Source organism: Polynucleobacter sp. MG-6-Vaara-E2 (assembly GCF_018687695.1).
GTDB lineage: Bacteria > Pseudomonadota > Gammaproteobacteria > Burkholderiales > Burkholderiaceae > Polynucleobacter.
The window spans coordinates 1653324-1677700 of the sequence record NZ_CP061303.1 but is presented as its reverse complement, the minus strand read 5'-3'; the positions used below and the strand labels follow the sequence as shown (position 1 = coordinate 1677700).

Annotated in this window: 25 protein-coding genes; 12 read left to right on the top strand and 13 right to left on the bottom strand. The window is 46.9% G+C overall.

All coding sequences use genetic code 11. The features are described from left to right. Position 1 precedes the first annotated feature (1 nt). A complete protein-coding gene (locus ICV38_RS08705) occupies positions 2 to 238 on the top strand; it encodes a hypothetical protein (protein WP_215365608.1) in 237 nt (78 codons plus the stop codon). A 64-nt stretch (positions 239 to 302) separates the two neighbouring features. On the opposite strand, the gene dut is transcribed toward ICV38_RS08705, so the two are convergent. Genes dut through ICV38_RS08680 form a run of 5 tightly spaced genes read right to left on the bottom strand, consistent with a single transcriptional unit; the run spans position 303 to position 6313 of the window. Continuing rightward, positions 303 to 752, bottom strand: a complete 450-nt coding sequence (gene dut, locus ICV38_RS08700; protein ID WP_215379742.1) for a dUTP diphosphatase — start codon at positions 750 to 752, stop codon at positions 303 to 305. Between the two features lie 39 nt (positions 753 to 791). After that, positions 792 to 2003 (bottom strand): bifunctional phosphopantothenoylcysteine decarboxylase/phosphopantothenate--cysteine ligase CoaBC, encoded by a 1212-nt coding sequence (gene coaBC, locus ICV38_RS08695; RefSeq protein ID WP_215379729.1) that lies wholly within the window; start codon positions 2001 to 2003, stop codon positions 792 to 794. A 9-nt stretch (positions 2004 to 2012) separates the two neighbouring features. After that, complete coding sequence (lspA, locus tag ICV38_RS08690; RefSeq protein ID WP_215379726.1) at positions 2013 to 2501, bottom strand: signal peptidase II; 489 nt, start codon at positions 2499 to 2501, stop codon at positions 2013 to 2015. A 10-nt stretch (positions 2502 to 2511) separates the two neighbouring features. Beyond that, positions 2512 to 5388, bottom strand: coding sequence for an isoleucine--tRNA ligase (ileS, locus tag ICV38_RS08685; protein ID WP_371819254.1), 2877 nt, complete (start codon positions 5386 to 5388; stop codon positions 2512 to 2514). Then, complete coding sequence (locus ICV38_RS08680) at positions 5363 to 6313, bottom strand: bifunctional riboflavin kinase/FAD synthetase (RefSeq protein WP_215379709.1); 951 nt, start codon at positions 6311 to 6313, stop codon at positions 5363 to 5365. The genes ileS and ICV38_RS08680 overlap by 26 nt, the downstream gene beginning before the upstream one ends. Before the next feature lie 39 nt (positions 6314 to 6352). Here ICV38_RS08680 and purN point away from each other — a divergent pair, with 39 nt between their 5' ends. The 3 genes from purN to ICV38_RS08665 are packed head-to-tail and all read left to right on the top strand — an operon-like array spanning position 6353 to position 9765. Continuing rightward, positions 6353 to 6982: a phosphoribosylglycinamide formyltransferase gene (gene purN / locus ICV38_RS08675; RefSeq protein ID WP_215379698.1), complete on the top strand. Its 630-nt coding sequence runs from the start codon at positions 6353 to 6355 to the stop codon at positions 6980 to 6982. Further along, positions 6979 to 8523 carry an RsmB/NOP family class I SAM-dependent RNA methyltransferase gene (locus ICV38_RS08670; RefSeq protein WP_215379695.1) on the top strand — a complete coding sequence of 515 codons (1545 nt, stop codon included), beginning with the start codon at positions 6979 to 6981 and terminating at the stop codon, positions 8521 to 8523. Before purN ends, ICV38_RS08670 begins: the two co-directional genes overlap by 4 nt. Positions 8524 to 8565: 42 nt before the next feature. Continuing rightward, on the top strand, positions 8566 to 9765 hold the full coding sequence (locus ICV38_RS08665) for an acyl-CoA desaturase (protein ID WP_215379681.1): 1200 nt from the start codon (positions 8566 to 8568) through the stop codon (positions 9763 to 9765). A gap of 61 nt (positions 9766 to 9826) precedes the next feature. On the opposite strand, the gene rpmG is transcribed toward ICV38_RS08665, so the two are convergent. The 3 genes from rpmG to radC all read right to left on the bottom strand — a co-directional run bounded on the left by rpmG (position 9827) and on the right by radC (position 11089). Beyond that, positions 9827 to 9994, bottom strand: coding sequence for a 50S ribosomal protein L33 (gene rpmG, locus ICV38_RS08660; protein ID WP_015421876.1), 168 nt, complete (start codon positions 9992 to 9994; stop codon positions 9827 to 9829). An 11-nt stretch (positions 9995 to 10005) separates the two neighbouring features. Further along, a complete protein-coding gene (rpmB, locus tag ICV38_RS08655; RefSeq protein ID WP_011903570.1) occupies positions 10006 to 10239 on the bottom strand; it encodes a 50S ribosomal protein L28 in 234 nt (77 codons plus the stop codon). 157 nt (positions 10240 to 10396) lie between these two features. After that, complete coding sequence (radC, locus tag ICV38_RS08650) at positions 10397 to 11089, bottom strand: DNA repair protein RadC (RefSeq protein ID WP_251368141.1); 693 nt, start codon at positions 11087 to 11089, stop codon at positions 10397 to 10399. Between the two features lie 30 nt (positions 11090 to 11119). Here radC and ICV38_RS08645 point away from each other — a divergent pair, with 30 nt between their 5' ends. The 7 genes from ICV38_RS08645 (at position 11120) to ICV38_RS08615 (ending at position 17294) form a co-directional block, all read left to right on the top strand. Further along, a complete protein-coding gene (locus ICV38_RS08645) occupies positions 11120 to 11566 on the top strand; it encodes a peptidylprolyl isomerase (protein WP_215379678.1) in 447 nt (148 codons plus the stop codon). Positions 11567 to 11569: 3 nt separating this feature from the next. Further along, on the top strand, positions 11570 to 12511 hold the full coding sequence (gene ispH, locus ICV38_RS08640; protein WP_215379675.1) for a 4-hydroxy-3-methylbut-2-enyl diphosphate reductase: 942 nt from the start codon (positions 11570 to 11572) through the stop codon (positions 12509 to 12511). A gap of 95 nt (positions 12512 to 12606) precedes the next feature. Further along, positions 12607 to 13728, top strand: coding sequence for a branched-chain amino acid ABC transporter substrate-binding protein (locus ICV38_RS08635; protein ID WP_371819253.1), 1122 nt, complete (start codon positions 12607 to 12609; stop codon positions 13726 to 13728). A 63-nt stretch (positions 13729 to 13791) separates the two neighbouring features. Continuing rightward, on the top strand, positions 13792 to 14727 hold the full coding sequence (locus ICV38_RS08630; protein WP_215379661.1) for a branched-chain amino acid ABC transporter permease: 936 nt from the start codon (positions 13792 to 13794) through the stop codon (positions 14725 to 14727). A 43-nt stretch (positions 14728 to 14770) separates the two neighbouring features. Beyond that, positions 14771 to 15808, top strand: coding sequence for an ABC transporter ATP-binding protein (locus ICV38_RS08625; RefSeq protein WP_371819252.1), 1038 nt, complete (start codon positions 14771 to 14773; stop codon positions 15806 to 15808). Next, the gene (locus ICV38_RS08620) at positions 15808 to 16581 is read left to right on the top strand and encodes an ABC transporter ATP-binding protein (RefSeq protein ID WP_215379643.1); all 774 of its coding nucleotides are present in this window, start codon (positions 15808 to 15810) and stop codon (positions 16579 to 16581) included. The genes ICV38_RS08625 and ICV38_RS08620 overlap by 1 nt, the downstream gene beginning before the upstream one ends. Further along, positions 16581 to 17294 (top strand): ABC transporter ATP-binding protein, encoded by a 714-nt coding sequence (locus tag ICV38_RS08615; protein WP_215379640.1) that lies wholly within the window; start codon positions 16581 to 16583, stop codon positions 17292 to 17294. Before ICV38_RS08620 ends, ICV38_RS08615 begins: the two co-directional genes overlap by 1 nt. Before the next feature lie 20 nt (positions 17295 to 17314). Here the strand turns inward: ICV38_RS08615 and ICV38_RS08610 are convergent, their stop codons facing one another. Both ICV38_RS08610 and ICV38_RS08605 read right to left on the bottom strand, forming a co-directional pair. After that, the gene (locus ICV38_RS08610) at positions 17315 to 18505 is read right to left on the bottom strand and encodes an acetylornithine transaminase (RefSeq protein WP_215379638.1); all 1191 of its coding nucleotides are present in this window, start codon (positions 18503 to 18505) and stop codon (positions 17315 to 17317) included. A gap of 47 nt (positions 18506 to 18552) precedes the next feature. Next, positions 18553 to 19602: a CDP-6-deoxy-delta-3,4-glucoseen reductase gene (locus tag ICV38_RS08605; protein WP_215379636.1), complete on the bottom strand. Its 1050-nt coding sequence runs from the start codon at positions 19600 to 19602 to the stop codon at positions 18553 to 18555. Between the two features lie 27 nt (positions 19603 to 19629). Between ICV38_RS08605 and ICV38_RS08600 the strand changes: the two genes are divergently transcribed. Next, positions 19630 to 20526 carry an SDR family oxidoreductase gene (locus tag ICV38_RS08600; protein ID WP_215379633.1) on the top strand — a complete coding sequence of 299 codons (897 nt, stop codon included), beginning with the start codon at positions 19630 to 19632 and terminating at the stop codon, positions 20524 to 20526. On the opposite strand, the gene ICV38_RS08595 is transcribed toward ICV38_RS08600, so the two are convergent. The 3 genes from ICV38_RS08595 to ICV38_RS08585 form a co-directional block, all read right to left on the bottom strand. Further along, on the bottom strand, positions 20507 to 22279 hold the full coding sequence (locus ICV38_RS08595) for a glutamine--tRNA ligase/YqeY domain fusion protein (protein WP_215379630.1): 1773 nt from the start codon (positions 22277 to 22279) through the stop codon (positions 20507 to 20509). The two genes, ICV38_RS08600 and ICV38_RS08595, sit on opposite strands and share 20 nt — an antisense overlap. A gap of 85 nt (positions 22280 to 22364) precedes the next feature. Then, entirely contained in the window at positions 22365 to 23867 is a 1503-nt protein-coding gene (locus tag ICV38_RS08590; protein WP_215379627.1) for a tripartite tricarboxylate transporter permease, read from the bottom strand. 18 nt (positions 23868 to 23885) lie between these two features. Next, the gene (locus ICV38_RS08585) at positions 23886 to 24347 is read right to left on the bottom strand and encodes a tripartite tricarboxylate transporter TctB family protein (RefSeq protein ID WP_215379624.1); all 462 of its coding nucleotides are present in this window, start codon (positions 24345 to 24347) and stop codon (positions 23886 to 23888) included. Between the last annotated feature and the right edge of the window lie 30 nt (positions 24348 to 24377).

The window sequence follows — 24377 nt, the reverse complement described above, 5'->3', positions numbered from 1 at the left end:
TATGTCTCACCACCACGATAAATTACTTGAAGCTTTTGAAACATATAAAGCTGAAAATGAAAAGTTTCAAGGAAAAGGGATTAAGGCTTCAGCGGCTCGCGCTCGTAAGGCTTTGCAAGAGATTGCTGGTTCATGCAAAGAGCGACGTAAAGAAATTACTGCCGAGAAAGAATCTCGTGAAGGCGCTGGCGCCGGCATGTCGCAAGATGCCGCACGCAAAGCACATATTCGTAAGTAAATTTAGTATCCGAAATAAAAAAGCCACCCTTGGGTGGCTTTTTTATTGGGTGATTATGGATCGATTAACTACGACCAGTACTGCCAAAGCCACCGGCACCGCGACTACTTTCAGTGAACTCTTCAACAACCTTAAGCTCTACTTGCATTACAGGCATTACCACTAGCTGTGCAAGACGATCCATTGGTTCAAGCTTGAACGGAGCGGATCCACGGTTCCAGGTGCTCACCATTAATTGACCTTGATAGTCTGAATCAATCAAGCCAACCAGGTTACCTAATACGATGCCATGCTTATGTCCAAGACCTGAACGAGGAAGAATGAATGCCGCATAACGTGGATCTTCAACGTAGATCGCTAAACCAGTTGGTACCAGTACTGTCTGGCCTGGAGCAATCTCAATCGCTTCATCGATGCAAGCGCGCAAATCTAATCCAGCACTTCCGGGAGTGCCATAAGTAGGCAACTGATCGCGCATACGTTCATCGAGAATTTTGACTTGTAAAGATTGCATAAAATTTCCTAAAACGGAGAATGTAATGAAAGAGAATGCTTAAATTTTCTTGGCAACTAGCCCAATGAGTTGGCGGGCTAAGTGGAGTTTTTCTGCCTTAGCGGTTTTCTTGCTACCACTTGCATCAATGATGACGAGTTGATTGAGATCGCTACCAAAAGTTTCTGGACCAATATTGCCAACAATCATCGGAATGCCTTTGCGCTTCCGCTTCTCGTCGGCATGCTTTTCAAGATCAGTTGATTCTGCAGCAAAGCCTACGCAATAGGGGTAAGGTTTGCCACCTTTAGTTTTGACTAATTTGGCAACATCCAAAAGAATGTCAGGATTTGCTACAAATTCAATAGTTGGTGTTGAGGCACCTTGGCGCTTCATCTTTTCTTTGGCGGGTTTGGCGATGCCCCAATCCGCTACTGCAGCTACCGCAAAGAACAGATCGTAATCGACATTTGCCAAGGCCGTTGCATGCATTTCTTTGGCGCTTACTACGTTGGTACGAGTAATTTTCCCAGTAGTTTCAAGCGGTGTTGGTAGCTCACATGGACCTGCAATCAAATGAACCTGCGCACCAGCTTCTAGGGCTGCTCTAGCAATCGCAAATCCCATCTTTCCTGAGCTATGGTTTGTAATGCCACGCACTGGATCAATCGCCTCAAAAGTCGGTCCAGCAGTAATCAATACCTTTTTGCCAAGTAGAGTTTTCTTTTGAAAGAAGGCAATGACTTGTTCCGCAATTTCTGTCGGTTCGAGCATTCTACCCATACCAACTTCGCCGCATGCCTGAAAGCCACTCGCTGGACCAAGCAGAGTTACACCATCTTTTTCAAGGCGTTCTGCGCTGCGTTGAGTAGCTGCGTGTTCCCACATTTGCTTATTCATTGCCGGTGCTAGTAAAAGCGGACAGTCTCTTGCAAGGCAGAGCGTACTGAGTAAATCATCTGCCAGACCAAGCGATAGTTTTGCCATAAGATCAGCGCTAGTTGGTGCAATCAAGATGACATCAGCAGAGCGTGAAAGCTCAATGTGAGCCATGTTATTTGCAATACTGCTATCCCATTGGCTGGTATAGACTGGATTGCCGGTAAGCGCCTGCATAGTAACAGGGGTAACAAATTGCTGAGCAGCTTCAGTCATGACCACTTGTACAGAAGCACCTTCCTGCATGAGAAGGCGTGCAAGCTCTGGCGTTTTATAGGCGGCAATGCCGCCAGAGATGCCGAGAACGATTTTCTTATTTAAAAGTGATTGCATGGCGCCAGATTAATGGGATTGTGGGGATTTGCCAAATGACTTGTGAAGTTCGCCAAAAATAATGAGTACTGCACCTATGCAGATGGCGCTATCGGCGATGTTAAAAGCTGGCCAGTGCCAGTTTGCATAGTGCACATCAATGAAGTCCACTACAGCGCCATACATCAGGCGATCTAATATATTGCCGAGCGCCCCACCTAAAATCAAACTGAGGGCCAGGCAGAGTAGCCGATCTTCTTGGTGCTTGCGCAAAATAAAAACGATATAGATGCAGGCAAATAATCCGAGAAAAGTAAAAAACCAACGTTGCCAGCCAGAACTTTGAGCTAAGAATGAGAATGCTGCACCTGGATTAAAAAGTAGTAGCCAATTTAAAAAAGGTAGCACTTGCTCCGGAACTCCCATCTGCAAGTTGCTCAGTGCAAGCCATTTACTGGCTTGATCTAGTAGTAGGGTAACGGTGGCAACCGCTAGGCAGCGCAAAAATGTCAAAGTCATCTGATGGGGCTTAAGCAAATAGACGATGATCGCCATCGCCAAAAAGATTGCTAATACAGCGGCCACAAAGCTCTGGATGCTGAGCATTAGCGCCTACATCTTCAGTGTGATGCCAGCAACGACCACATTTCTTGTATTGACTGCCGCGTACTAAAACCTCTAAGCCAGCATTGCTAAGTTCAATATTGGCACTAGAAGTAATGGTGACAAAGCGTAAATCATCTTCAAGTGAATGTAGGATGGCAAAGTCGACATCACCCACTTTAATAGTGAGTTCGGCTTGTAATGAGGAGCCAACATTTCCAGCTTCGCGCTCAACTTCAATTGCTTTGGTCACTTCAGAACGGATCTCACGAATGCGATTCCACTTGGCAAGTAGCTCATCTGAATTGGTAATTGCAGGGAAGTTAGCAAACTCCTCCATGAAGATCGACTCAGCATTATTGTCCGCGCTATGGGGAAAATCTTGCCATGCCTCTTCTGCCGTAAACGAGAGAAAGGGAGCCAACCATTTCAAGAGGTTGCGGGTGATATGGAATAGCGCATTTTGTGCAGCACGACGATCCGGCGAATCAGGTGCGCTGGTATAGAGGCGATCTTTCAGAATGTCTAAATAGAAACCACCTAAATCTTCCGAGCAAAATGACAGTATGCGAGCTACAGCAGGGTGAAACTCATAGGCCTTGTAGTGCGCCTCAACATCATTCTGGATTTGATTGGCTAGGGCAACCGCATAGCGATCGATCTCAAGCCATTGCTCAGCAGGCATTACATGTTTGCTTGAATCAAAATCAGAGAGGTTAGCAAGCAAAAAGCGCAGAGTATTGCGAATGCGACGATAGCTCTCGGTAACCCGTTTGAGAATCTCATCTGAGATGGTCATCTCACCAGAGTAATCAGTAGAAGCTACCCAAAGGCGAATAATTTCAGCGCCGAGTTTGTCGGCTACTTGTTGTGGTGCGATCACATTGCCTACGGACTTACTCATCTTGCGACCTTGACCATCCACAGTGAAGCCATGAGTAAGGAGTGCTTTATAGGGTGGTTTGCCATCGAGCATGGCACCAGTGAGTAATGAAGAATGGAACCAGCCACGATGTTGGTCTGAACCCTCAAGATACAAGTCGGCCAAGCGACCATTATGTGTTTCTGCATCAGAAGTAAGCAACTCATCACGATGCGATCCGCGAATTACATGCCAATGAGTAGTGCCTGAATCAAACCATACATCCAATGTGTCGCGATTCTTTTCATATTGAGCGGCTTCAGCACCAAGTAATTCAGAAACTTCCAATTGTTGCCAGGCTTCAATGCCACCTTTTTCTACACGCTTCGCAACCTCTTCGAGTAGTTCGACTGTACGAGGATGGGGGTCACCTGTCTCTTTATGAACAAAGAAAGCCATCGGCACACCCCATTGGCGTTGGCGTGACAAAGTCCAATCGGGGCGATTGGCGATCATGCTGTGAAGACGTTGCTTACCCCAAGCTGGAAAGAATTCAGTGCTATCAATGCCTGCTAACGCAGTCTCGCGCAAACTTGCTTTGCCATCAGATGGTTTTTTATCCATGCTGGCAAACCACTGTGAAGTGGCGCGATAAATAATGGGTGACTTATGGCGCCAGCAATGCATGTAGGAGTGGGTGTAGGTCTTGTCGCGCAATAGGCTGCCTGCTTCACGCATGGCCTCGACAATCTTGGGATTGGCTTTCCAGATGTATTCGTTTGCAAAGAGCGGCAACCAAGATGCATAAACCCCATTACCCATGACTGGATTAAGAATATCCTTATCAGCCAACTGATTTGCCTTGCAGGATTTAAAGTCCTCTTCACCGTAAGCTGGTGCAGAGTGAACAATACCGGTGCCGGTATCAAGTGTGACGTATTCAGCCGGGTAGATTGGAGACAGTCGCTTATAACCTTCATGCAGTGAGGCCAGCGGATGCCAGAAAGAAATATTTGCCAACTGGGCGCCTTGACAAGTCGCAATCACCTTGCCTTCGAGGCCGTAGTCTTGCAAGCAAGTTTCGACACGATCCTTTGCGAGAATCAATAACTTATCGCCAACATCAACTAATGCGTAAGTTAATTCTGGATGAACGTTCATTGCTTGGTTAGCAGGGATAGTCCAAGGCGTTGTTGTCCAGATCACAATTTGCCCTGGTTTATTTGGCAACTCAGGCAGGCCAAATACTTTTGCAAGCTGTGGACGCTGAGCATCATCAAATGAAAAACCAACATCAACCGTAGGATCTGTTTTGTCTTGGTATTCGACCTCAGCTTCAGCAAGTGCGGAGCCGCAGTCAAAACACCAGTTCACTGGCTTTAAGCCGCGGAAGACGTAACCTTTTTCCCAAATCCTACCTAAGGCGCGGATTTCATCGGCCTCATTGCGATAGTTCATAGTGAGATAGGGGTTATTCCAGTCACCCAAGACACCAAGACGCTCAAAGTCTTTCTTCTGTTTGTCTACTTGAACTTGAGCATAGGCACGGGCTTTAGATTGAACCTCTGCTGTTGGCAGATTTTTGCCAAACTGCTTCTCGATTTGAATTTCAATCGGCATGCCGTGGCAATCCCAACCTGGTACGTATGCAGAGTCATAACCCATAAGCCAGCGAGATTTGACAATCATATCCTTCAGAATCTTATTAACTGCATGACCGATATGAATATCGCCATTCGCATAAGGCGGGCCATCATGCAAAATAAACTTCGGTTGATTTGCATGTGCTGCGCGAATCTTTTCGTAAAGCTTATTCTTTTGCCATTGAGAAACCCATTGCGGTTCACGTTTAGCAAGATCTCCTCGCATTGGGAATGCGGTATCAAGAAGATTAACGGGATAAGAGTTTTCTTTTTCAGACATAAGTTTTTTTCTGGAAATAATTTCTGGCATGCATTGCATCGGCTGCAATTGCTTTTGTTAGGGCGTCGAGACCATCGTACTTTGCCTCGTCACGAATTTTTTCTAAGAGTTCAACAGTAATAATTTTTCCGTAGACATCTTGTTGGTAATCGAAGATATGCGTTTCGAGCAGAACGCGTCCTTCATCTTCTACTGTGGGCCTAACGCCCAGACTGGCTACGGCTGGCAATGGCTTTTCAGAGAGGCCAAGTACCTGTGCAGTAAAAATGCCAGTAGTGGCTGGTTTGCGATGATGTAAGTGATTGGCAACTGCTAAGTTCAGCGTGGGGAATCCTAGCTTGCGTCCAAGTTGTTGCCCGTGAATTACATGACCAGAGATGCCGTATGGACGACCTAATAATTTTTCTGCTTGCTTCATATCACCACTTGCGAGTGCAGTGCGTAAAGCGGAGCTCGAAATACGCTCTCCATCTTCCAAAATGGTTTGAATGCTGGAAACTTCAAAGCCGTATTTTTCACCGGCTGACTTAAGGCTTGCAAAATTACCCGCCCGTTTTGCACCATAGCAAAAATCATCACCAATTAAAATCCATTTGGCATTCAAACGTTTGACAATAATTTCGGTGACAAATTCTTCTGGCGACAAACGTGCAAATGCAGCGTTGAAATGCTCAACCACCACACGATCAATGCCGAGATCAGATAGAGCGGCTAATTTATCTCTGAGATTCAGAATGCGAGGGGGCGCTTGATCTGGAGAGAAGAATTCTTTGGGATGGGGTTCAAAGGTCATCACACAGCTAACCAACCCTCGTTCCTGGGCGCCATCCACCAGCTGATTGAGTAGGGCGCGATGACCCCTGTGCACGCCATCGAAATTACCGATGGTTAGGGCACAAGCAGGTCCTGCAGAAAACTGGGTCGGGCCACGGAATACGTTCACAAAATCGCTTTCAGGGTAGCCATCAATTATATTGTGGGCATGCTTTCTATCGTTACCTTAATCTCAGGCCGCGGATCCAATTTTGAGGCCATCGTCAAAACGGCTCAAAAAGAGCATTGGCCAGTTAAATTTGCCGGGGTCATAGCGAACCACTCTGCGGCTAAGGGCCTTGATTTTGCTCGCTCGCAAGGTATTCCGGCCTATGCTATTGAGCATAAGGAATACCCAAGCCGCGAGTCCTTCGACACTGCCCTTATCCAGAAAATCGATGAGCTAGGGGCCAATTTAGTGGTCTTGGCTGGTTTTATGAGAATTCTGACCCCAGGATTTATTCGCCATTTTGAGGGGCGTCTGATCAATATTCATCCGGCGCTCCTTCCCGCCTTCCCTGGCCTGCATACCCATGAGCGTGCCTTAGAGGCGGGTGTTAAGGAACATGGCGCCACAGTGCACTTCGTTAATGAGGGTGTCGATGAGGGACCTATTATTTGCCAAGCCTCCGTTCCAGTGCTTGCGGGTGACAATGCTGACACTTTAGCGGCGCGTGTTTTAACTGCTGAGCATGAAATTTACCCGCGGGCCGTAAAATGGTTCCTTGATGGACGATTGCGAATAGAAGGTAATCAAGTGAAGTTACAACCCCCAGAGTCGCAATTTTTTAAATTATGAGCGCAGATCGTCCACCCCGAAAATCTGGCAAGCGCTTAGGACCAGAAAAAAGTTACGCCACAAAATCTAAAGATCCATTGCGTCGACCAGAGCGACGGAATGCAAAAGGCAATCTTATTGCGCCAGAAGGCCAAAAGAATTTTTCGAATGCAAAGGCTTTGCCTCAGCATGCGATTCACTTGGAGCGTTTGCTTCCTGAGTTATTAAGTTTTGAGCAACCAGCAGATCGTGTGGTCAGTCGCTATTTCCGGGCCGAGCCTCAGCTTGGTAATCGTGATCGCGCTCTGATTGCGGAGAGTGCATTTGCTATTTTGCGTCGTAAAAATGAGTTCTCTCAATTTGCCGTTAGCGGTGAGGGCTCCCAGGCTAGACGCTTATCCCTATTGGGTTTGCTGTCCGCTTTATCTGAAGGTGGTCTGGGCTCTGCGAATCGCGCAGAGAGTGCCATAGCGGATTTAGCGCACGTGCTCAAGCCTGGTGAATATGAATGGTTACAACGTTTTGCCACTGTAGATCCTGCCGCATTAAATCCTCTTGTGCGTAACAATTTGCCAGAGTGGTTATGGGCTGCGTTTGGAAAATACCCTGGTGAAGAGGTTCGCGAAGAGCTTGCAAAATCATTGATGCATCCTGCGCTATTGGATTTGCGTGCTAACACCATGAAAACCAATCGCGAAGAATTGCTTGCGCAGATGAATGCATTAGGCGGTCGCTACCAAGCTATTCCAACACCATACGCACCTGATGGTGTTCGCATTATGGGTAAGCCCGCACTACAAAATACTGCTGGCTTTAAAGCGGGTATGTTTGAAGTGCAAGATGAAGGCAGTCAACTCTTGGCATATTTGCTTGCGCCAAAGCGTGGTGAGATGGTCGTTGACTTCTGCGCGGGTGCTGGCGGCAAGACTTTAGCTATCGGTGCCTTGATGCGCTCCACTGGACGCCTCTATGCTTTCGACACATCCGAGCGTCGTTTGGCTAACTTGAAGCCAAGACAGGCGCGTAGCGGCCTCTCTAACGTTCATCCCGTCTGGATTGATAGTGAGAATGATGCCAAGATCAAACGCTTAGCTGGAAAGATTGATCGAGTCTTGGTTGATGCCCCTTGTAGTGGGATGGGTACATTGCGTCGCAATCCTGATCTTAAGTGGCGCCAAACCCCTGAAGGCGTTTTAGAGCTTAATCAGAAGCAGATAAATATTTTGACCTCAGCAGCTCGCCTGTTAAAGCCGGGCGGTCGCTTGGTCTATGCCACTTGCAGTCTTTTGCCTCAAGAAAATCAGGCAATTGCAGAAGATTTCCTGGCAAAACACCCAGAGTTTGAGTCCGTCCCAGCCGCTGAAGCACTTAAACCATTGTTTCCAAAGGATAAACTGCCCTTAGGATGCTCACCAGATAACCCTTGGTGGCAGTTATGGCCCCATGTTCATGGAACAGATGGCTTTTTTGGGGCGGTTTTTCAGAAAAAAGGAGTTAAACCTGGGAAGGCTGAAAAGCCAAAAACCCCAGAGTTAACGAAAGATAAGCCAAAAAAGACCTAAAAAGCTCTAAAATAAGAACTAATACTTAAATAGGACTCTCTTTTGAATACAGTTTCAAGCTCAGGTTTTGATTTATTCCTCAATTGGCTTGCCAATGGATATTTGGATTGGTCTTGGTGGCAGATCACCCTATTCACCTTAGCTGTCACCCACATCACTATCGCGGCGGTTACGATCTTTTTGCACCGCTGCCAAGCGCACCGCGCCCTAGATCTGCATCCAATCGTTTCCCATTTCTTCCGCTTTTGGCTTTGGCTCACTACTGGCATGGTGACGAAAGAGTGGGCCTCTATTCACCGCAAGCATCACGCAAAATGCGAAACCGTAGATGACCCCCATAGCCCTCAAGTTTTAGGTATCGGCATGGTTCTTTCGCGCGGTGCTGAGCTTTATAAAAATGAAGCCAAAAATCTAGAAACGATGCAAAAGTTTGGTCATGGTACCCCTGATGATTGGCTCGAGCGCAATATCTATTCGAAGTTTTCTTGGCAGGGTGTTGCCATCATGCTCATCATTGATGTGTTTTTGTTTGGTGGAATTGGCTTAACAGTCTGGGCTGTGCAAATGTTGTGGATCCCCATCACAGCGGCCGGCGTGATTAATGGTATTGGTCACTTTTGGGGCTATCGCAACTTTGACTGCGAAGATGCCTCCACTAATATTTTCCCTTGGGGTATTTTGATTGGTGGCGAAGAGTTGCACAACAATCACCATACTTTTGCGACAAGCGCTAAGCTATCAAACAAGTGGTATGAGTTTGATATTGGCTGGCTCTATATTCGGATGATGAGTGCTGTAGGCCTAGCAACCGTGAAGAAGACTTCGCCTAAGCCAATGCTGAGCGACTTACGGCCTGCGGACCAAAATACATTAGAGGCCATCATTGCCAATCGTTATGAAATCATGGCGCGTTATAGCAAAACCTTGCGCAGCTTTTTCAGCAATGAAGTACAGCATATGCAAGTTCTTGCTTCGCATTTAAGTGACGCACGCACTTGGTTATCCAAGGATGAGGCTCGCTTGACTGATGAAGAGAAGAGCAAGCTAGATGAGCTGATGGCCAGTAATGCGCAGTTACGCAAGATGATTGAGATGCGTCGTGATTTGCAGGCAATCTGGGGTCGCTCTACTGCCACTAGAGAGCAATTAGTTGCGCAGTTGCATGCTTGGTGCCAACGCGCTGAAGACAGTGGTCTAGCTAGCTTGCGTGAGTTCTCTTTAAGATTGCGTCGTTACGCTTAATTAAAGCAGTAGACAATAAAAAACCCGCTTAGTAGCGGGTTTTTTATTTGCTAGAAGTAAATTACTTCAGCTTTGTTTCTTTGTAAGCAACATGCTTGCGAATGGTCGGATCAAATTTCATGATCTCCATTTTCTCAGGCTTAGTACGCTTGTTTTTTGAGGTAGTGTAAAAGTGACCAGTACCAGCTGATGACTCTAATTTGATTTTTTCTCTGCCGCCTTTAGCCATTTGTGCGCTCCTTAAATTTCGCCGCGTGCACGAAGATCAGACAAAACAGCATCGATGCCGTTTTTATCGATAACGCGCAAACCAGCATTGGTTAAGCGCAAGCTAATCCAACGGTTTTCAGATTCAACCCAGAAACGGCGGTTTTGCAAATTCGGCAAAAAGCGACGCTTCGTTTTATTGTTTGCATGGGATACATTGTTGCCAACCATCGGCTTCTTCCCAGTGACTTGGCAAACTTTTGCCATGACATAACTCCATTAATTGCGAAAAAAGAAGATTGTATCAGTCAAAGCCTATTTTGGGCTAGCCCTTATTGGGTTTGCCGTTGGAGTTTCAGCAAGAATTGTGGTGGAATCCTCATTAGAGGCCCTAATCGTTCATATAAGTTAGTAATTACTTTCATTAAGATTCAATATTCATAAGCCCTGATTCAGAAAATGAGAAAAATCCCCTGTTACTCACAATGCAGTGGTCTAAAAGGGGAATATCAACTAGCTGCAAAGCTTTGACTAGGGTAACGGTGAGCTCCTGATCAGCATTACTAGGAAGCGGGTTACCGCTGGGATGGTTGTGGGCAACAATCATGGCGCTGGCGTTCCTGGATAAGGCTTCTTTAAGGATTTCGCGAGGGTAGACGGCCGTCTGAGTAATAGACCCCCGAAAAAGCTCTTGGCATTCAATGAGATGGAGGTTTGAATCAAGGTGAAGGCATAAAAATACCTCATGAGGGAGACTACCAATTTTTGCCTGTAAAAACTCCTTTACATGTCCTGGAGATGAAAAAATGGAGCCCTGGGCAAGGTTATCCTCAAGACTGCGCTTCACAAGCTCATAAGCAGCCTGTATTTGCGACCACTTTGAGAGTCCCATGCCATGAATACGGGTGAATTCTTTGGCGCCACAGGCCAGAAGGCGAGACAGGCTACCAAAGTGATGGAGTAAATCCTTGGCCAAAGTTACCGCGCTTTTGCCTTGGACTCCAACCCTTAGAAAGATTGCCAGTAATTCGGCATCTGTGAGGCAGTGGGCCCCATGCAAACGAAGTTTTTCTCTGGGTTGCTCATTTTTAGGCCAATGGGGGATGGGGGAATCCACGGCTAATGCAGGGCTAGCTACAATTACCTTATGACTAAGCTTATCGTTTTGCCCAATTCCTATTTGACCCTCAACTATCGACTCACTCTGCCTGGCGGGGAGGATTACATCAATACTTTTGTTGATCGGCCTGCGACGGTTTTGATGGGTTCTGGACAATTTGCACCTTGTTTTGAAAAAGTGTTGTTGGGTTTGGGTGTTGGTGATAAAAAAAGCGCGTTGTTATCACCAGATGAAAGTTTTGGTGAGCGCAAAGAAGACTTAGTGCAGTGGGTGTCTTTGAAAGCGCTCAAAGAAGGTCGGGATGACGACGTGGAATTTAATCCTGGTGATGTGATTGAATTTAATGCGTCGGGTGGTGCTCAATATGCCGGTGTTTTGCAATCGATTAATGAAGAAGGCGCTTGGTTTGATTTCAATCATCCGCTTGCAGGCCGTGAAGTAACCTTTGAAGCCCAGATTGTTGCGATTCTCTAAAGCATGAGCACGCCCGATACCGCTGAAATTTTGATGGCACAGCCCCGCGGTTTTTGCGCGGGTGTTGATCGTGCCATCAATATTGTGAATGAGGCTCTGACTCGCTTTGGTGCACCGATCTATGTGCGTCATGAAATTGTGCACAATGTTTACGTAGTCAATGAGTTGCGCGATAAGGGTGCGGTCTTTGTGGAAGAGTTGCATGAGGTTCCAAAGGGCGGCATTGTGGTGTTTAGTGCGCATGGTGTTTCTCAGGAGGTGCGTAAAGATGCCGAGCAGCGTGGCTTACAGGTATATGACGCCACTTGTCCATTGGTAACCAAAGTACATCTCGAAGTCATCAAGATGTGCAAAGATGGGTTTACGGTATTGATGATTGGCCATGCGGGCCATCCTGAAGTTGAGGGAACTATGGGGCAAGTTAAGGAAGGCGTCTTCTTGATTGAAAAAGTAGCCGATGTAGCCAATCTCTCTTTTCCAAGTGATGAAAAAATTGCTTTTGTGACGCAAACTACTTTATCGGTAGATGAGACTAAGGAAATTGTTGATGCGCTCACAAAAAAATTCCCGAATATTGTTCAGCCGCGTAAGCAAGATATTTGTTATGCCACTCAGAATCGTCAAGATGCTGTGAAATTTATGGCGCCACAAGTAGAGTTAGTCATTGTGGTGGGTAGCGCGACAAGCTCAAACTCCAATCGTTTGCGTGAACTCTCAGAAAAATTAGGTGTACCGTCTTACATGGTGGATGCTCCAGACCAACTCAAACCAGAATGGTTTGTGGGCAAGAAGCGTATAGGCCTAACTGCTGGTGCTTCTGCTCCTGAGAGCTTGGCGCAATCTATTGTTGCCCGAATTCAAGAGTTTGGGCCTCGCAGTGTGCGTGCCTTATCTGGTGTGGTGGAGGATGTTACGTTTTCACTACCCAAGAATTTAGTTGACTGAAGTATTGATTCATAACAGAGGAGCTGTAGATGATTAATTCAAAAGTGTCAAAAATTACTTTCTTAAAAACGGCCATTGCTTTGTCAGCAACTGCCATGCTTCTAGCCGCTTGCGGAAAGGGCGGCGATAAATCTGCGGCTGCGCCTGTAGATGGCGTTGAAGTCAAAATTGGACACGTGGCTCCATTGACCGGACCAATTGCCCACTTAGGTAAAGATAATGAAAATGGCGCACGCTTAGCGCTTGAAGAAATTAATAAAGCAGGCTTGACGATTGACGGTAAAAAAGTCGTTCTGACTTTGGTGCCGGAAGATGACGCTGAAGATCCAAAAACAGCGACTCAAGTTGCCCAAAAACTCGTTGATGCAAAAGTGGTTGGTGTCGTTGGTCACTTGAACTCCGGCACTAGTATCCCAGCTTCTAAGATTTATAGCGATGCAGGCATCACACAGATTTCTCCATCCGCTACTAATCCTGATTACACCAAACAAGGCTTCAAAACCACGTATCGTCTTGTAGCAACCGATGCGCAGCAAGGCCCAGCCTTAGCGAATTATGTTTCAAAAACCTTGAACGCTAAGACAGTAGCGATCATTGATGATTCAACACAATACGGCAAAGGTTTGGCTGACGAGTTTGAAAAAACTGTGAAAGCTTCTGGTGTCAAGGTGGTTACTCGTGAAGCCAGCAATAACAAAGCGACTGACTTCAAGGCCATTCTCACCAAAATTAAGGGCAGCAAGCCGGATGTGATCATGTACGGCGGTATGGATGCTACTGGTGGTCCTTTAACAAAGCAAGCTGCCGAGTTAGGTATCAAAGCGAAGATTGTGGGTGGTGACGGCATGTGCACCGAGAAGCTTGCTGAATTGGCTGGCGATGCAGTGGTGAACGTAACGTGTTCTGAAGCTGGTAAGGCGCTTTCAAAAATGGCTCAAGGCGCTGATTTCCAGAAACGTTACAAAGAGCGCTTCAACACTGATGTACAAATTTACGCACCCTTTACCTATGATGCGGTCTACGTATTGGTTGATGCAATGAAGCGTGCCAATTCTACTGATCCAGCAAAGATTTTGGTGGTGATGCCCGATACCAAGATGAATGGTCTAGTAGGCAATATTGCTTTTGATGACAAAGGCGATATGAAAGAAGGCGTTATTACTTTGTACGACTTCAAGGATAAAAAGAAAACGGTTCTTGACGTTATCAATATGTAAGAAACATTAAAAGGGCGCCGCAAATGCGGTGCTCTTTTTTTGTACTGCTTCTTCAAACCCCTCATGGATATTTTTCTTCAGCAAATTATTAATGGCTTAGTGCTTGGTAGCATTTATGCGTTAATCGCCTTGGGCTACACCATGGTCTATGGCGTGCTGGGGATAATCAACTTCGCCCATGGCGAGGTGCTGATGATCGGTGCAATGGTCTCGCTCTCGTTGCTGCGTTTGATTTTGAGTCTGACGAGCGATTTACCGGGTTGGTTGACACTTCTGATTGTTTTGCCGGTAACGATGGCTGTCTGCGCAGTTTTGAGTTATTGGATTGAGCGTATCGCTTATCGCCCCTTGCGTAATGCGCCACGTTTAGCCCCACTGATCTCTGCAATTGGCATGTCGATTTTGTTGCAAACCATTGCCATGCTGATTTGGTCTAGAAACCCCATGACCTATCCGCAGTTACTTCCCTCAAATCCGATCGAGCTAGGCACTACAGGCGCAACAATTACCGGCAAAGAGATCGTGATCATCGCGGTGGCATTGGCTGTGATGTGTGGTTTGTTGTTCTTGGTTGAAAAAACAAAGCTCGGTAGAGCAATGCGTGCGACTGCTGAGCAAACTCAAATTGCGGCGCTGATGGGTGTCAATCCCAATCGTGTGATCTCCATCACATTTATGCTGGGCGGAGCTTTAGCCGGCTTAGCGGGCGTGATGATTGCCAGCAATTATGGCAATGTGCATTTTTATATGGGATTTATTCCTGGCCTCAAAGCCTTTACTGCAGCGGTGTTGGGCGGTATTGGTAATTTGCAGGGGGCAATGCTTGGTGGCTTACTTCTGGGTCTGATTGAGTCCTTAGGCGCCGGTTACATAGGTGAACTCACTGGCGGCGTCTTTGGTTCGAACTATCAGGATATTTTTGCTTTCTTGGTGTTGATCTTGGTTCTCGTCTTGCGTCCGACTGGTTTATTGGGTGAGAAGGTTTCTGATCGTGCTTAAGCGACTTACCTTAAATCATTTGAATCAATCAAGTTATCTTTGGCTGGGCGCGCTTGCCTTAGTGCTATTACCTTGGGTAGTCAGTGCCAGTGGCGGAAACTATTGGGTGCGCGTGCTGGATTTTGCATTGCTTTATATCGTTCTTGCCCTGGGCCTTAACGTGGTTGTCGGTTTTGCGGGTCTTTTGGATCTAGGCTACATCGCTTTTTATGCACTAGGTGCCTACAGTTACGCCCTATTAGCCTCACCACACTTACCGCAACATTTTGAAATGATTGCCGCTACTTTCCCGCAAGGTATGCACTTCTCGCCTTGGATGGTGGCAGTCTTCTCTATCATCTTGGCAGCCTTGTTTGGCATTATTTTGGGTTTACCCACCTTGCAGTTGCGCGGTGATTATCTGGCGATCGTGACTTTAGGTTTTGGAGAAATTATTCGTATTTTTATGAATAACCTCGATCGCCCTTTGAATTTAACAAATGGCCCTAAAGGCATTACTGCGATCGATCCCATTCAGATGTTTGGTCTGTCATTTACCAAATCATTAGATTTGGGATTTATTCAGATCCCTGCCTTGTATTTGGTGTTTTATCTTTTCCTGGCACTGGCTATTACAGTGACAATTGTGTGCCTTCATTTACAACACTCTCGCATTGGTCGGGCTTGGGTGGCTATTCGTGAAGATGAGATTGCTGCCAAAGCAATGGGAATCAATACTCGAAATATGAAGCTTTTGGCTTTTGCTATTGGCGCATCGTTTGCGGGCGTTGCTGGCGTACTCTTTTCGGCGTTTCAAGGTTTTGTATCTCCCGAGTCATTTACCTTGTGGGAATCAATTGTTGTCCTAGCGATGGTAGTGCTGGGTGGCATAGGGCATATTCCTGGAGTGATCTTGGGTGCAATTGTTTTAGCGGTTTTCCCAGAAATTTTGCGCGGTGTTGCTGAACCAGTTCAAAAGGCACTCTTTGGTCATGTGATTGTCGATGTGGAAGTGATTCGACAATTGATCTACGGCTTAGCCTTGATTTTGATCATGTTGTATCGCCCAGGCGGTATTTGGCAAAAGAGAGGGGATCAATAATGCCCTCTCATTTATTGCTTGATGTTGCAGATGTTTCTAAACGCTTTGGTGGTGTCCAGGCTCTAGATTCTGTAGGTCTACAAGTTGCTTACGGATCGATTGTTGGTTTGATTGGTCCGAATGGCGCAGGAAAGACAACATTCTTTAATGTGATTACAGGACTGTATCCAGCAGACTCTGGAATCTTTTTGTTTGATAGCAAATCTTATTTTCCAGAATCAGTTTCTGAAGTGACTAAGTCAGGTTTAGCAAGAACGTTTCAGAATATTCGTCTTTTTGGAGAAATGTCGGTCTTGGAGAATGTGATGGTGGGTTGCCATTGCCGCTCTCAAGCAGGATTACTCGGCGCGATCTTCCGTTTCCCATCGACCAAGCGTGAAGAACAATCTATCCGTGAAAAATCACAAGCCTTGCTTGCCTATGTTGGCCTAAGTGACTATTCACATATACAGGCCCGTAATCTGTCTTATGGGCACCAACGGCGTCTTGAGATTGCCCGAGCACTAGCAACAGAGCCGAAGCTGCTGGCCTTAGACGAACCTGCTGCAGGTATGAATGCTACTGAGAAACTAGCATTACGTGAGCTATTACTTCGCATTCGTGGTGATGGTAAAACGATCCTACTGATTGAGCACGATGTCAGTTTAGTGATGGGTATTTGCGATAGCCTGACGGTACTTGATTACGGCAAGGTGATTGCCGCAGGGAAGCCAGCTGATGTGCGCATGCATCCTGAAGTGATTAAAGCCTATCTAGGTCAGGGGGCAGTCTAATGAGTGCCTTACTTCAGGTGCAGGATCTCAAGGTTGCTTATGGTGGCATTAATGCTGTCAAAGGAATAGATCTACACGTCAATCAAGGTGAATTGGTTGCCCTGATTGGCGCGAATGGCGCTGGTAAGAGTTCAAGCTTGAAAGCAATTGCAGGCCTCCTAAAACCTGCCTCAGGTGAAATTGAATTTCTTCACCACAAAACCAATCAATTGCCCGCTTATGAATTAGTCGAAATTGGTTTAGGTCTTGTGCCTGAAGGTCGTGGCGTATTTAAACGCATGAGCATCCTAGAAAATTTACAGATGGGCGCTTTTCTAAAAACGGATGCTAAAGCTGTCAATCAAAAGTTAGAGGAAGTGTTTACGTATTTTCCAAGACTTAAAGAGCGACTCTCACAATTGGCGGGCACCCTATCGGGTGGCGAGCAACAAATGGTGGCGATGGGTAGAGCGATGATGGCCGAGCCCAAGCTTTTACTATTGGATGAGCCGTCGATGGGCCTATCCCCCATCATGGTAGAAACTATTTTTGATGTGATCCGCAATCTTTCTACAAGTGGCATGACCATTCTCTTGGTCGAACAAAACGCTCGCTTAGCCTTGGAGATGGCAGATCGTGCTTATGTGATGGAGAGTGGTTTGATCACTCTGACGGGTCAAGGACAAGAATTGCTTCAAGACCCGCGAGTGCGTACTGCTTACCTAGGTGAGTAAGTGAATAAGCGGGTCAATTCTTAAGCTATCTCTTTTAGTAATTCGCGCAGCATATTGCACATCTGACGAATTTCATCATCGCTGACATTTAATGCTGGCATAAAGCGCAATAAATTTGGTCTTGGTGAGTTAATCAGTAGGCCTTCGGGATTACGGTCACGCGCCAATTCAACCAACTTTCCGCCAATATCTTTGCCAAGCATGAGAGCGCGCAACAGACCCTCACCACGCTCACCTTCAAGATGAAATTCAGTACAAAGCTTGAGGAGTTCTGATTTGAGCAACTCGCCTTTAGCCTTAACGCTCTCCAAAAATCCAGGTGCTAATAATTGCTCAATAACACTGATGCCAACTGCAGTCATGAGTGGGTTGCCGTTATAGGTGCCACCCTGATCTCCAGGTACAAAGCAAGCTACTGCATCAGTTGCCAGCAAGGCGGCCAAAGGAACGCCACCACCAATGCCTTTGCCTAAGGTCATGATGTCAGGCTCAATGCCATATTGCTGATAAGCAAACAGAGTACCAGTACGACCACAGCCAGCCTGCACTTCATCGGCGATGAGCAGAATATTGTTTTCTTTGGTGAATTGGCGCAGCTGACGCATAAATTCTTTGGTGGTTGGGATAACACCACCTTCGCCCTGAACTGGCTCGAGCATGACAGCAACGGTTTTATCAGTTACCAGTTTTTTAACAGAGTCCAGATCATTCAAATCCGCTTTTGGAAAACCTGGAACTTGGGGCGCAAACATAGTGTCCCAGTTTGGTTTACCAGATGCACTCATTGTTGCCAAAGTGCGACCATGAAAGCTGTGATCGAACGTGATGATTTCAAAAGCACCGTTTTTATTGAGCTGACCCCATTTGCGTGCCAACTTAATAGCGCCTTCATTTGCTTCAGCACCACTGTTCGCAAAAAAGACTTTGTTAAAGCAGCTATTGGATGTTAATAAATTGGAGAGTCCAATCATGGGCTCGTTGTAAAACGCTGGGCTTGGGTTGATGAGTTTCTTCGCCTGCGCATTGAGAGCAGCAATCATTCCTGGATTGCCGTGACCCAAGCAATTGACAGCCCAACCTTGCAAGAAGTCTAAATAGCGCTTGCCATTGTTATCAGTTAACCATGAGCCATTACCCTCAACCATCACCACATCTGGGCGTTGAGTAATAAACATGACTGAATGGGTATCAATGGGTGCTGGTGTGTTCATGCTGTATTGGGGTTATTTGACTCTAATAAGGGTTCTATTATCTAACTTTATGAAGACGAGTTTGTGACTAAATCTGCTGCACTGGTGAAGGAATCTGCAAAGAACTCTTCCTCGGGCAGATGGCACTTGGATGAGAAGTCAGTTTTAGCGGCATTCACCATGACGGGAGCTCCGCAGGCATAGACCTGAAAGCCCTTAAGGTCTGGGTGGTCATCAATGACGGCCTGATGCACAAAGCCGGTGCGACCCTGCCACGCATCCTCAGGGATTCCATCCGAAATCACTGGGATGTATTTGAAGTTTGGAATTTCCTGTGCCCAGGTTTTGCATAGTTCATCAAGGTACAAATCGTTGGGACGACGTCCACCCCAATAGAGCTCAATAGGCCTATCAACCTTCTTGGCTTGCATTTGCTCGATGATGGATTTGATCGGCGCAAAGCCTGTTCCCGCAGCCAAAAAGATGATGGGCTTTTTGGAGTCTTCTCTCAGGAAGAAGCTGCCCAGAGGTCCCTCGAAGCGCAAAATATCTTTTTCTTTGAGTGCGGGTGTGCTCACACCAAAGACAAAGTCGGTAAATAGACCGCCAGGCATGTGACGGATATGAAGTTCAAGTGGCCCCTCTTGGTCCGGAGGAGTCGCAATGGAGTAGGCGCGACGTTGTCCGTCTTTTAGAAGAAACTCGAGATACTGCCCTGCTAAAAACTGAAAACGCTCAGCAGCAGGAAGTTGCAATTTCAGAATTGCTACATCGCTACTGGGTTTGCTGATGGTGTTTATACGACATGGCACCTTGCGAATGGCAATATCGCCAGCGCCCTGAACTTCGCGTGCCTCAATCAAGAGGTCTGACTTTGGGTGGGAGCAGCAAAATAAGATGCCACCTGTAGTTTCATCAGCCCTGCTCAGCGCATTCTCACTGTGTTGACCATGGCTAATGTGACCTTCTAATACCTTCCCTTTACAAGAGCCACAAGCTCCATTTTTACAGCCATAGGGAAGGTTGATACCTTGACGAAGAGCGGCCTCCAGGACGGTTTCATCCTGGCTTACGGTAAATTGTTTGCCGCTCGTTTTGAGCGTGACCTGATAAGACACTCTCGTTCCTTTCAATAAATCGTTACGATGTCACTTATGCAATCTTTTGGTAAACCTTCAATCCTGATTATTGGCTGCGGTGACATTGGTCTTCGGGTGGCAAAACAGTTATCCCGTAGTCATCGAGTATTTGCGCTTACATCTTCGCAAAATCGTTTTCAGGAGTTGAGGGAGGTTGGCACGACTCCGATTTTAGGTAATCTGGATTATCCAGAGAGCTTGTGGCGTTTGGCCGGTTTAGCTCAAACTGTCATTCATTTAGCGCCGCCCCAAAATCAAGGAAATCGTGATTGCCGAACCCGCAACCTATTGAGAATTTTAGCCCAAGGCTCCAATACCGTCAGGCGCCTGATCTACATCAGTACTACGGGCGTCTATGGGGATCATCGAGGAGCCAAGGTCAGTGAGGCAACCCCAGTGAATCCGAAGAGCGAGCGAGCCCAGAGGCGGGTAGACGCCGAGCGGGTTTTGCGTTTATGGGGTCCTGCGCATGGAGTCGCAGTGACCATTTTGCGTGTTCCCGGAATCTATGCTGCAGATCGTTTGCCGATTGAGCGCCTACAGTCCCAAACACCAGCCCTACTGCCAGAAGAGGATGCGTATTCAAATCATATTCATAGCGATGATTTAGCACGTTTGGTGTGTGCGGCGGTGTATTACGGCAAACCACAAAGAATCATCAATACTTGTGATGGCGGTGAAACCAAGATGGGCGATTATTTTGATGAGGTAGCAGATGCATTTGGCCTAGAGAGACCTCCGCGTAAGCCAGCGAGTGAGCTGCAAAATATGGTGAGCCCGATGCTATGGTCGTTTATGCGGGAATCAAGAAGAGTCACCAACACTCGATTGCATGAACTAAAAATGCCGCTACGTTATCCCAGCGTAGCGGATTTTCTGAAGACTACTTCCAAGAATCCTTAAGACCAACCGTACGATTAAATACAAGCTTGCCAGGTTTGGAGTCCACCTTATCGGCAACAAAGTAGCCATGACGTTCAAACTGAAAGCGATCTTCAGCTTTGGCATCCTTCATACAGGGCTCCAGGTAAGCGGTAATCGTCTCTTTGGAATTTGAATTGATGGCATCCAAGAAATTCTTATCACCGCTGTCTGGGTGGGGGTCGGTAAAGAGATGATCGTATAGGCGGACCTCCGCTGGAATGGCTTCAGCAGCACTAATCCAATGAATATTGCCTTTCACTTTGTAATTGTTTGAGCCAGGCGTACCGCTCTTACTGTCTGAGAAATGCGTCACGTTGACTTGCGTGACATTACCATCAGCATCTGTTTCAAAGCCAGTGCACTCCACTACAAAGCCGTGACGCAAGCGAACTCGACTACCCGGCTGACCACCAATCGGTGGGTAGAGTCTGAAGAAGCCTTTAATCGGCTCTTTCATAAAGTCATCGGCTTCAATCCACAGTTCCCGTGTGAAATGAAATTCACGATTGCCCCATTCGGGATGATTTGGATGGCGTGGCGCTGAGCATGCTTCTTTTGCCACGGCATCAAAATTTTCTACAACGAGTTTGAGCGGCTTTAAGACTGCAGTCGCACGTGGCGCTCTGGCTTCAAGATCATCACGCAAAGCTTGATCAAGAGTGCTCATATCAATCCAACTATCGGCTTTAGAAACCCCAATACGCTCGCAGAAGAGGCGAATACTCTCCGGCGTGTAGCCGCGACGACGAATACCGACAATGGTTGGCATGCGGGGGTCATCCCAGCCTTCAACATGCTTCTCTTCAACGAGTTGTAGTAACTTACGTTTACTGGTGATGGTGTACGTTAAATTAAGGCGCGCAAATTCATATTGATGTGGCACGGGGTCTTTGAAGACGCCTAGCTCTTTGAGGGAGTTCACAATCCAGTCATATAAGGGGCGGTTGTTCTCAAACTCCAGCGTACAGATCGAGTGAGATACGCTCTCCAATGCATCTGAGATGCAATGGGTGAAGTCATACAGTGGATAAATACACCACTTGCTACCAGTACGATGATGATCGGTATGGCGAATACGGTAAACCACGGGATCACGCATCACAATATTGGGATGCGCCATATCAATTTTTAGGCGCAGAACATGCTCGCCGTCTTTGAATTTGCCATCACGCATCTCGCGAAAAAGGGATAAGTTTTCTTCAGAGCTGCGATCGCGATAAGGACTATTTTTCCCAGCTTGACCAAAGTTGCCGCGATTAGTGTGTATATCGTCAGCGCTCTGGCTATCTACATACGCTTTGCCATTCTGAATCAGAATTTCTGCAAATTCATAGAGGCGATCAAAGTAATCGCTGGCGTGATAAAGATGTGTGCCCCAATCAAACCCGAGCCATTTAACCGCATCCAAAATACTGTCGGCGTATTCAATATCTTCTTTTACTGGATTGGTGTCATCCAGTCGCATATTGCAGCGCGCACCACCAGCTTGATTGTTGTAATCGGCCGCTAAACCAAAATTGAGACAAATGCTTTTTGCGTGACCAATATGCAAATAGCCATTTGGTTCAGGCGGAAATCGAGTAATGATGGATGGGATAGGTTCACCAGCTAAATTCGTACGCTGTGCAAAGGCGCCACTCGCTAGGTCATGATCGATAATCTGACGCAAGAAGTTAGAGGGCTCGGCGATCGCGCCAATGGCTGCTTTAGTGGGTTTGCTATCTTGGGACATAGCCACATTGTAGAGAAAACCCTGTGCCCCATAAAGAAAAAGCCCGCAAACTTCTGCGGGCTCGTTTCTGTTAGGTCTAGGCCTATCAGTCTTCGACGAAGGCCTCTTCGCGAGTCTTCTTCACTGCTGGCAAAGCCACGATCACCACCAAAAGGGCTGCAGCAATCAGCAATCCTAAGGAAAGTGGGCGGGTTACGAAGGTGGTGAAGTCGCCACGAGACAGCAATAGTGCACGACGGAAGTTCTCTTCCATCATTGGTCCGAGCACGAAGCCCAAGAGCAATGGAGGAGGTTCGCATCCGAGTTTGAAGAAGAGGTAACCAATCAAGCCAAAGCCTGCAGTCACATAAACATCAAACACAGTGTTATTCACGGTATACACACCAATGCAGCAGAACACCAAGATTGCTGGGTAGAGGAAGCGGTATGGAATCTTCAAGAGTTTTACCCAGATACCAATCAAAGGTAAGTTCAAGAGAATCAACATCACGTTACCAATCCACATAGAAGCGATCAGACCCCAGAACAAAGCTGGGTTGCTGGTCATCACTTGTGGGCCTGGTTGAATGTTGTGAATCGTCATCGCGCCAACCATCAAAGCCATCACGGCGTTTGGTGGGATGCCGAGTGTAAGCAATGGAATGAATGAGGTTTGAGCGGCAGCATTATTTGCAGACTCAGGACCGGCAACACCCTCAATAGCACCTTTGCCAAACTCGTGACTAAATTTGGAAGACTTCTTCTCAACTGAGTAAGCGCCGAAAGCAGCAAGTGCAGCACCGCCGCCAGGCAGAATACCCAAGATGGAGCCGATCGTTGTGCCGCGCAAGATGGAGGGAATCATACGTTTCACATCTTGTTTGGTTGGGATCATGGTGGTCATCTTGTTTAAGAAACCCTCGTCCTCACCAGTCTTCTCTAGGTTGCCCATGATTTCTGCGAAGCCAAACACGCCCATGGCAACAGCCACGAAGCCGATACCGTCACTCAATTCAGGAATGTCAAACGCATAGCGTGACACTCCAGAGTTCACGTCGGTACCGATTAAGCCCATCAACAGACCTAAAACGATCATGCCAATCGCTTTGATCAAAGATCCGGATGCCAACACCACAGCACCAATCAAACCTAAGACCATGAGGGAGAAATATTCTGCAGGACCAAACTTAAACGCTAGCTGTGAAAGTGGTGCAGCAAAAGCGGCTAACACTAAAGTTGCAACGCAACCTGCAAAGAATGAGCCCATACCAGCAGTAAATAAGGCAACGCCAGCTCGACCATTGCGGGCCATTTGGTACCCATCGATCGCCGTCACTACCGAGGACGTCTCACCCGGAATGTTGAGCAAAATCGCAGTAGTTGAACCGCCGTACTGTGAGCCGTAGTAAATACCAGCCAGCATAATCAGTGCAGCGATTGGGGGCAGAGCATAAGTTGCTGGCAAAAGCATCGCGATCGTTGCGATCGGACCAAGACCAGGCAAAACGCCAATCAAGGTTCCCAAGATACAGCCAATCAAGCAGTACAAGAGATTTTGGAGTGTGAACGCGGTATCGAAACCGAGAGCTAAGTTAGCAAATAAATCCATTTTCAGAGTCCCGTTTCGTTATTGTTGTAGGAAGACAGGTAGTAGTGGGAACTGAAGTTTCAGGCCCAGCACAAACACGGAGTAAGTAAAGGCTACAAGGAAGCCTGCATTAATCAGTGAACCCTTCCAAGTAAATTCTTTGCTAGCGCTGGCAGAAACTAAAACCAACACAACTACGGCAACCAAGAATCCCATTCTTGGTAATAGCAAACCGTACAGAACCACTGACCCAGTAATTTGGGCAATGATTCTCCAGTTGAACTTGGGGATGGATTCGATCGCAGCTTTTGCGCTCAGAGATCTAATCAAAACAAATAAGCCCAACAGCGTCATGATGATGCCGAGGAAAAATGGGAAATATCCAGGACCCATTTTTGCGGCTGTGCCCATTGGATACTGGGTAGCCACAATGGTGAAGAAGAGGCCAATGACCATATACATGATCCCCGCCCCAAAATCCCGTTGATTGCGAATTTTCAAGTTGCTCTCCTTGTATGTCGACTTAAGTGC

Excerpts from the sequence above, each read along its gene's own strand:
- ICV38_RS08705 (WP_215365608.1), top strand. The coding sequence starts at position 2 with ATGTCTCACCACCACGATAAATTACTTGAAGCTTTTGAAACATATAAA.
- dut (WP_215379742.1), bottom strand. The coding sequence starts at position 752 with ATGCAATCTTTACAAGTCAAAATTCTCGATGAACGTATGCGCGATCAG.
- coaBC (WP_215379729.1), bottom strand. The coding sequence starts at position 2,003 with ATGCAATCACTTTTAAATAAGAAAATCGTTCTCGGCATCTCTGGCGGC.
- lspA (WP_215379726.1), bottom strand. The coding sequence starts at position 2,501 with ATGACTTTGACATTTTTGCGCTGCCTAGCGGTTGCCACCGTTACCCTA.
- purN (WP_215379698.1), top strand. The coding sequence starts at position 6,353 with ATGCTTTCTATCGTTACCTTAATCTCAGGCCGCGGATCCAATTTTGAG.
- ICV38_RS08670 (WP_215379695.1), top strand. The coding sequence starts at position 6,979 with ATGAGCGCAGATCGTCCACCCCGAAAATCTGGCAAGCGCTTAGGACCA.
- rpmG (WP_015421876.1), bottom strand. The coding sequence starts at position 9,994 with ATGGCTAAAGGCGGCAGAGAAAAAATCAAATTAGAGTCATCAGCTGGT.
- rpmB (WP_011903570.1), bottom strand. The coding sequence starts at position 10,239 with ATGGCAAAAGTTTGCCAAGTCACTGGGAAGAAGCCGATGGTTGGCAAC.
- ICV38_RS08645 (WP_215379678.1), top strand. The coding sequence starts at position 11,120 with ATGACTAAGCTTATCGTTTTGCCCAATTCCTATTTGACCCTCAACTAT.
- ispH (WP_215379675.1), top strand. The coding sequence starts at position 11,570 with ATGAGCACGCCCGATACCGCTGAAATTTTGATGGCACAGCCCCGCGGT.
- ICV38_RS08635 (WP_371819253.1), top strand. The coding sequence starts at position 12,607 with ATGCTTCTAGCCGCTTGCGGAAAGGGCGGCGATAAATCTGCGGCTGCG.
- ICV38_RS08630 (WP_215379661.1), top strand. The coding sequence starts at position 13,792 with ATGGATATTTTTCTTCAGCAAATTATTAATGGCTTAGTGCTTGGTAGC.
- ICV38_RS08620 (WP_215379643.1), top strand. The coding sequence starts at position 15,808 with ATGCCCTCTCATTTATTGCTTGATGTTGCAGATGTTTCTAAACGCTTT.
- ICV38_RS08615 (WP_215379640.1), top strand. The coding sequence starts at position 16,581 with ATGAGTGCCTTACTTCAGGTGCAGGATCTCAAGGTTGCTTATGGTGGC.
- ICV38_RS08610 (WP_215379638.1), bottom strand. The coding sequence starts at position 18,505 with ATGAACACACCAGCACCCATTGATACCCATTCAGTCATGTTTATTACT.
- ICV38_RS08600 (WP_215379633.1), top strand. The coding sequence starts at position 19,630 with ATGTCACTTATGCAATCTTTTGGTAAACCTTCAATCCTGATTATTGGC.
- ICV38_RS08595 (WP_215379630.1), bottom strand. The coding sequence starts at position 22,279 with ATGTCCCAAGATAGCAAACCCACTAAAGCAGCCATTGGCGCGATCGCC.
- ICV38_RS08590 (WP_215379627.1), bottom strand. The coding sequence starts at position 23,867 with ATGGATTTATTTGCTAACTTAGCTCTCGGTTTCGATACCGCGTTCACA.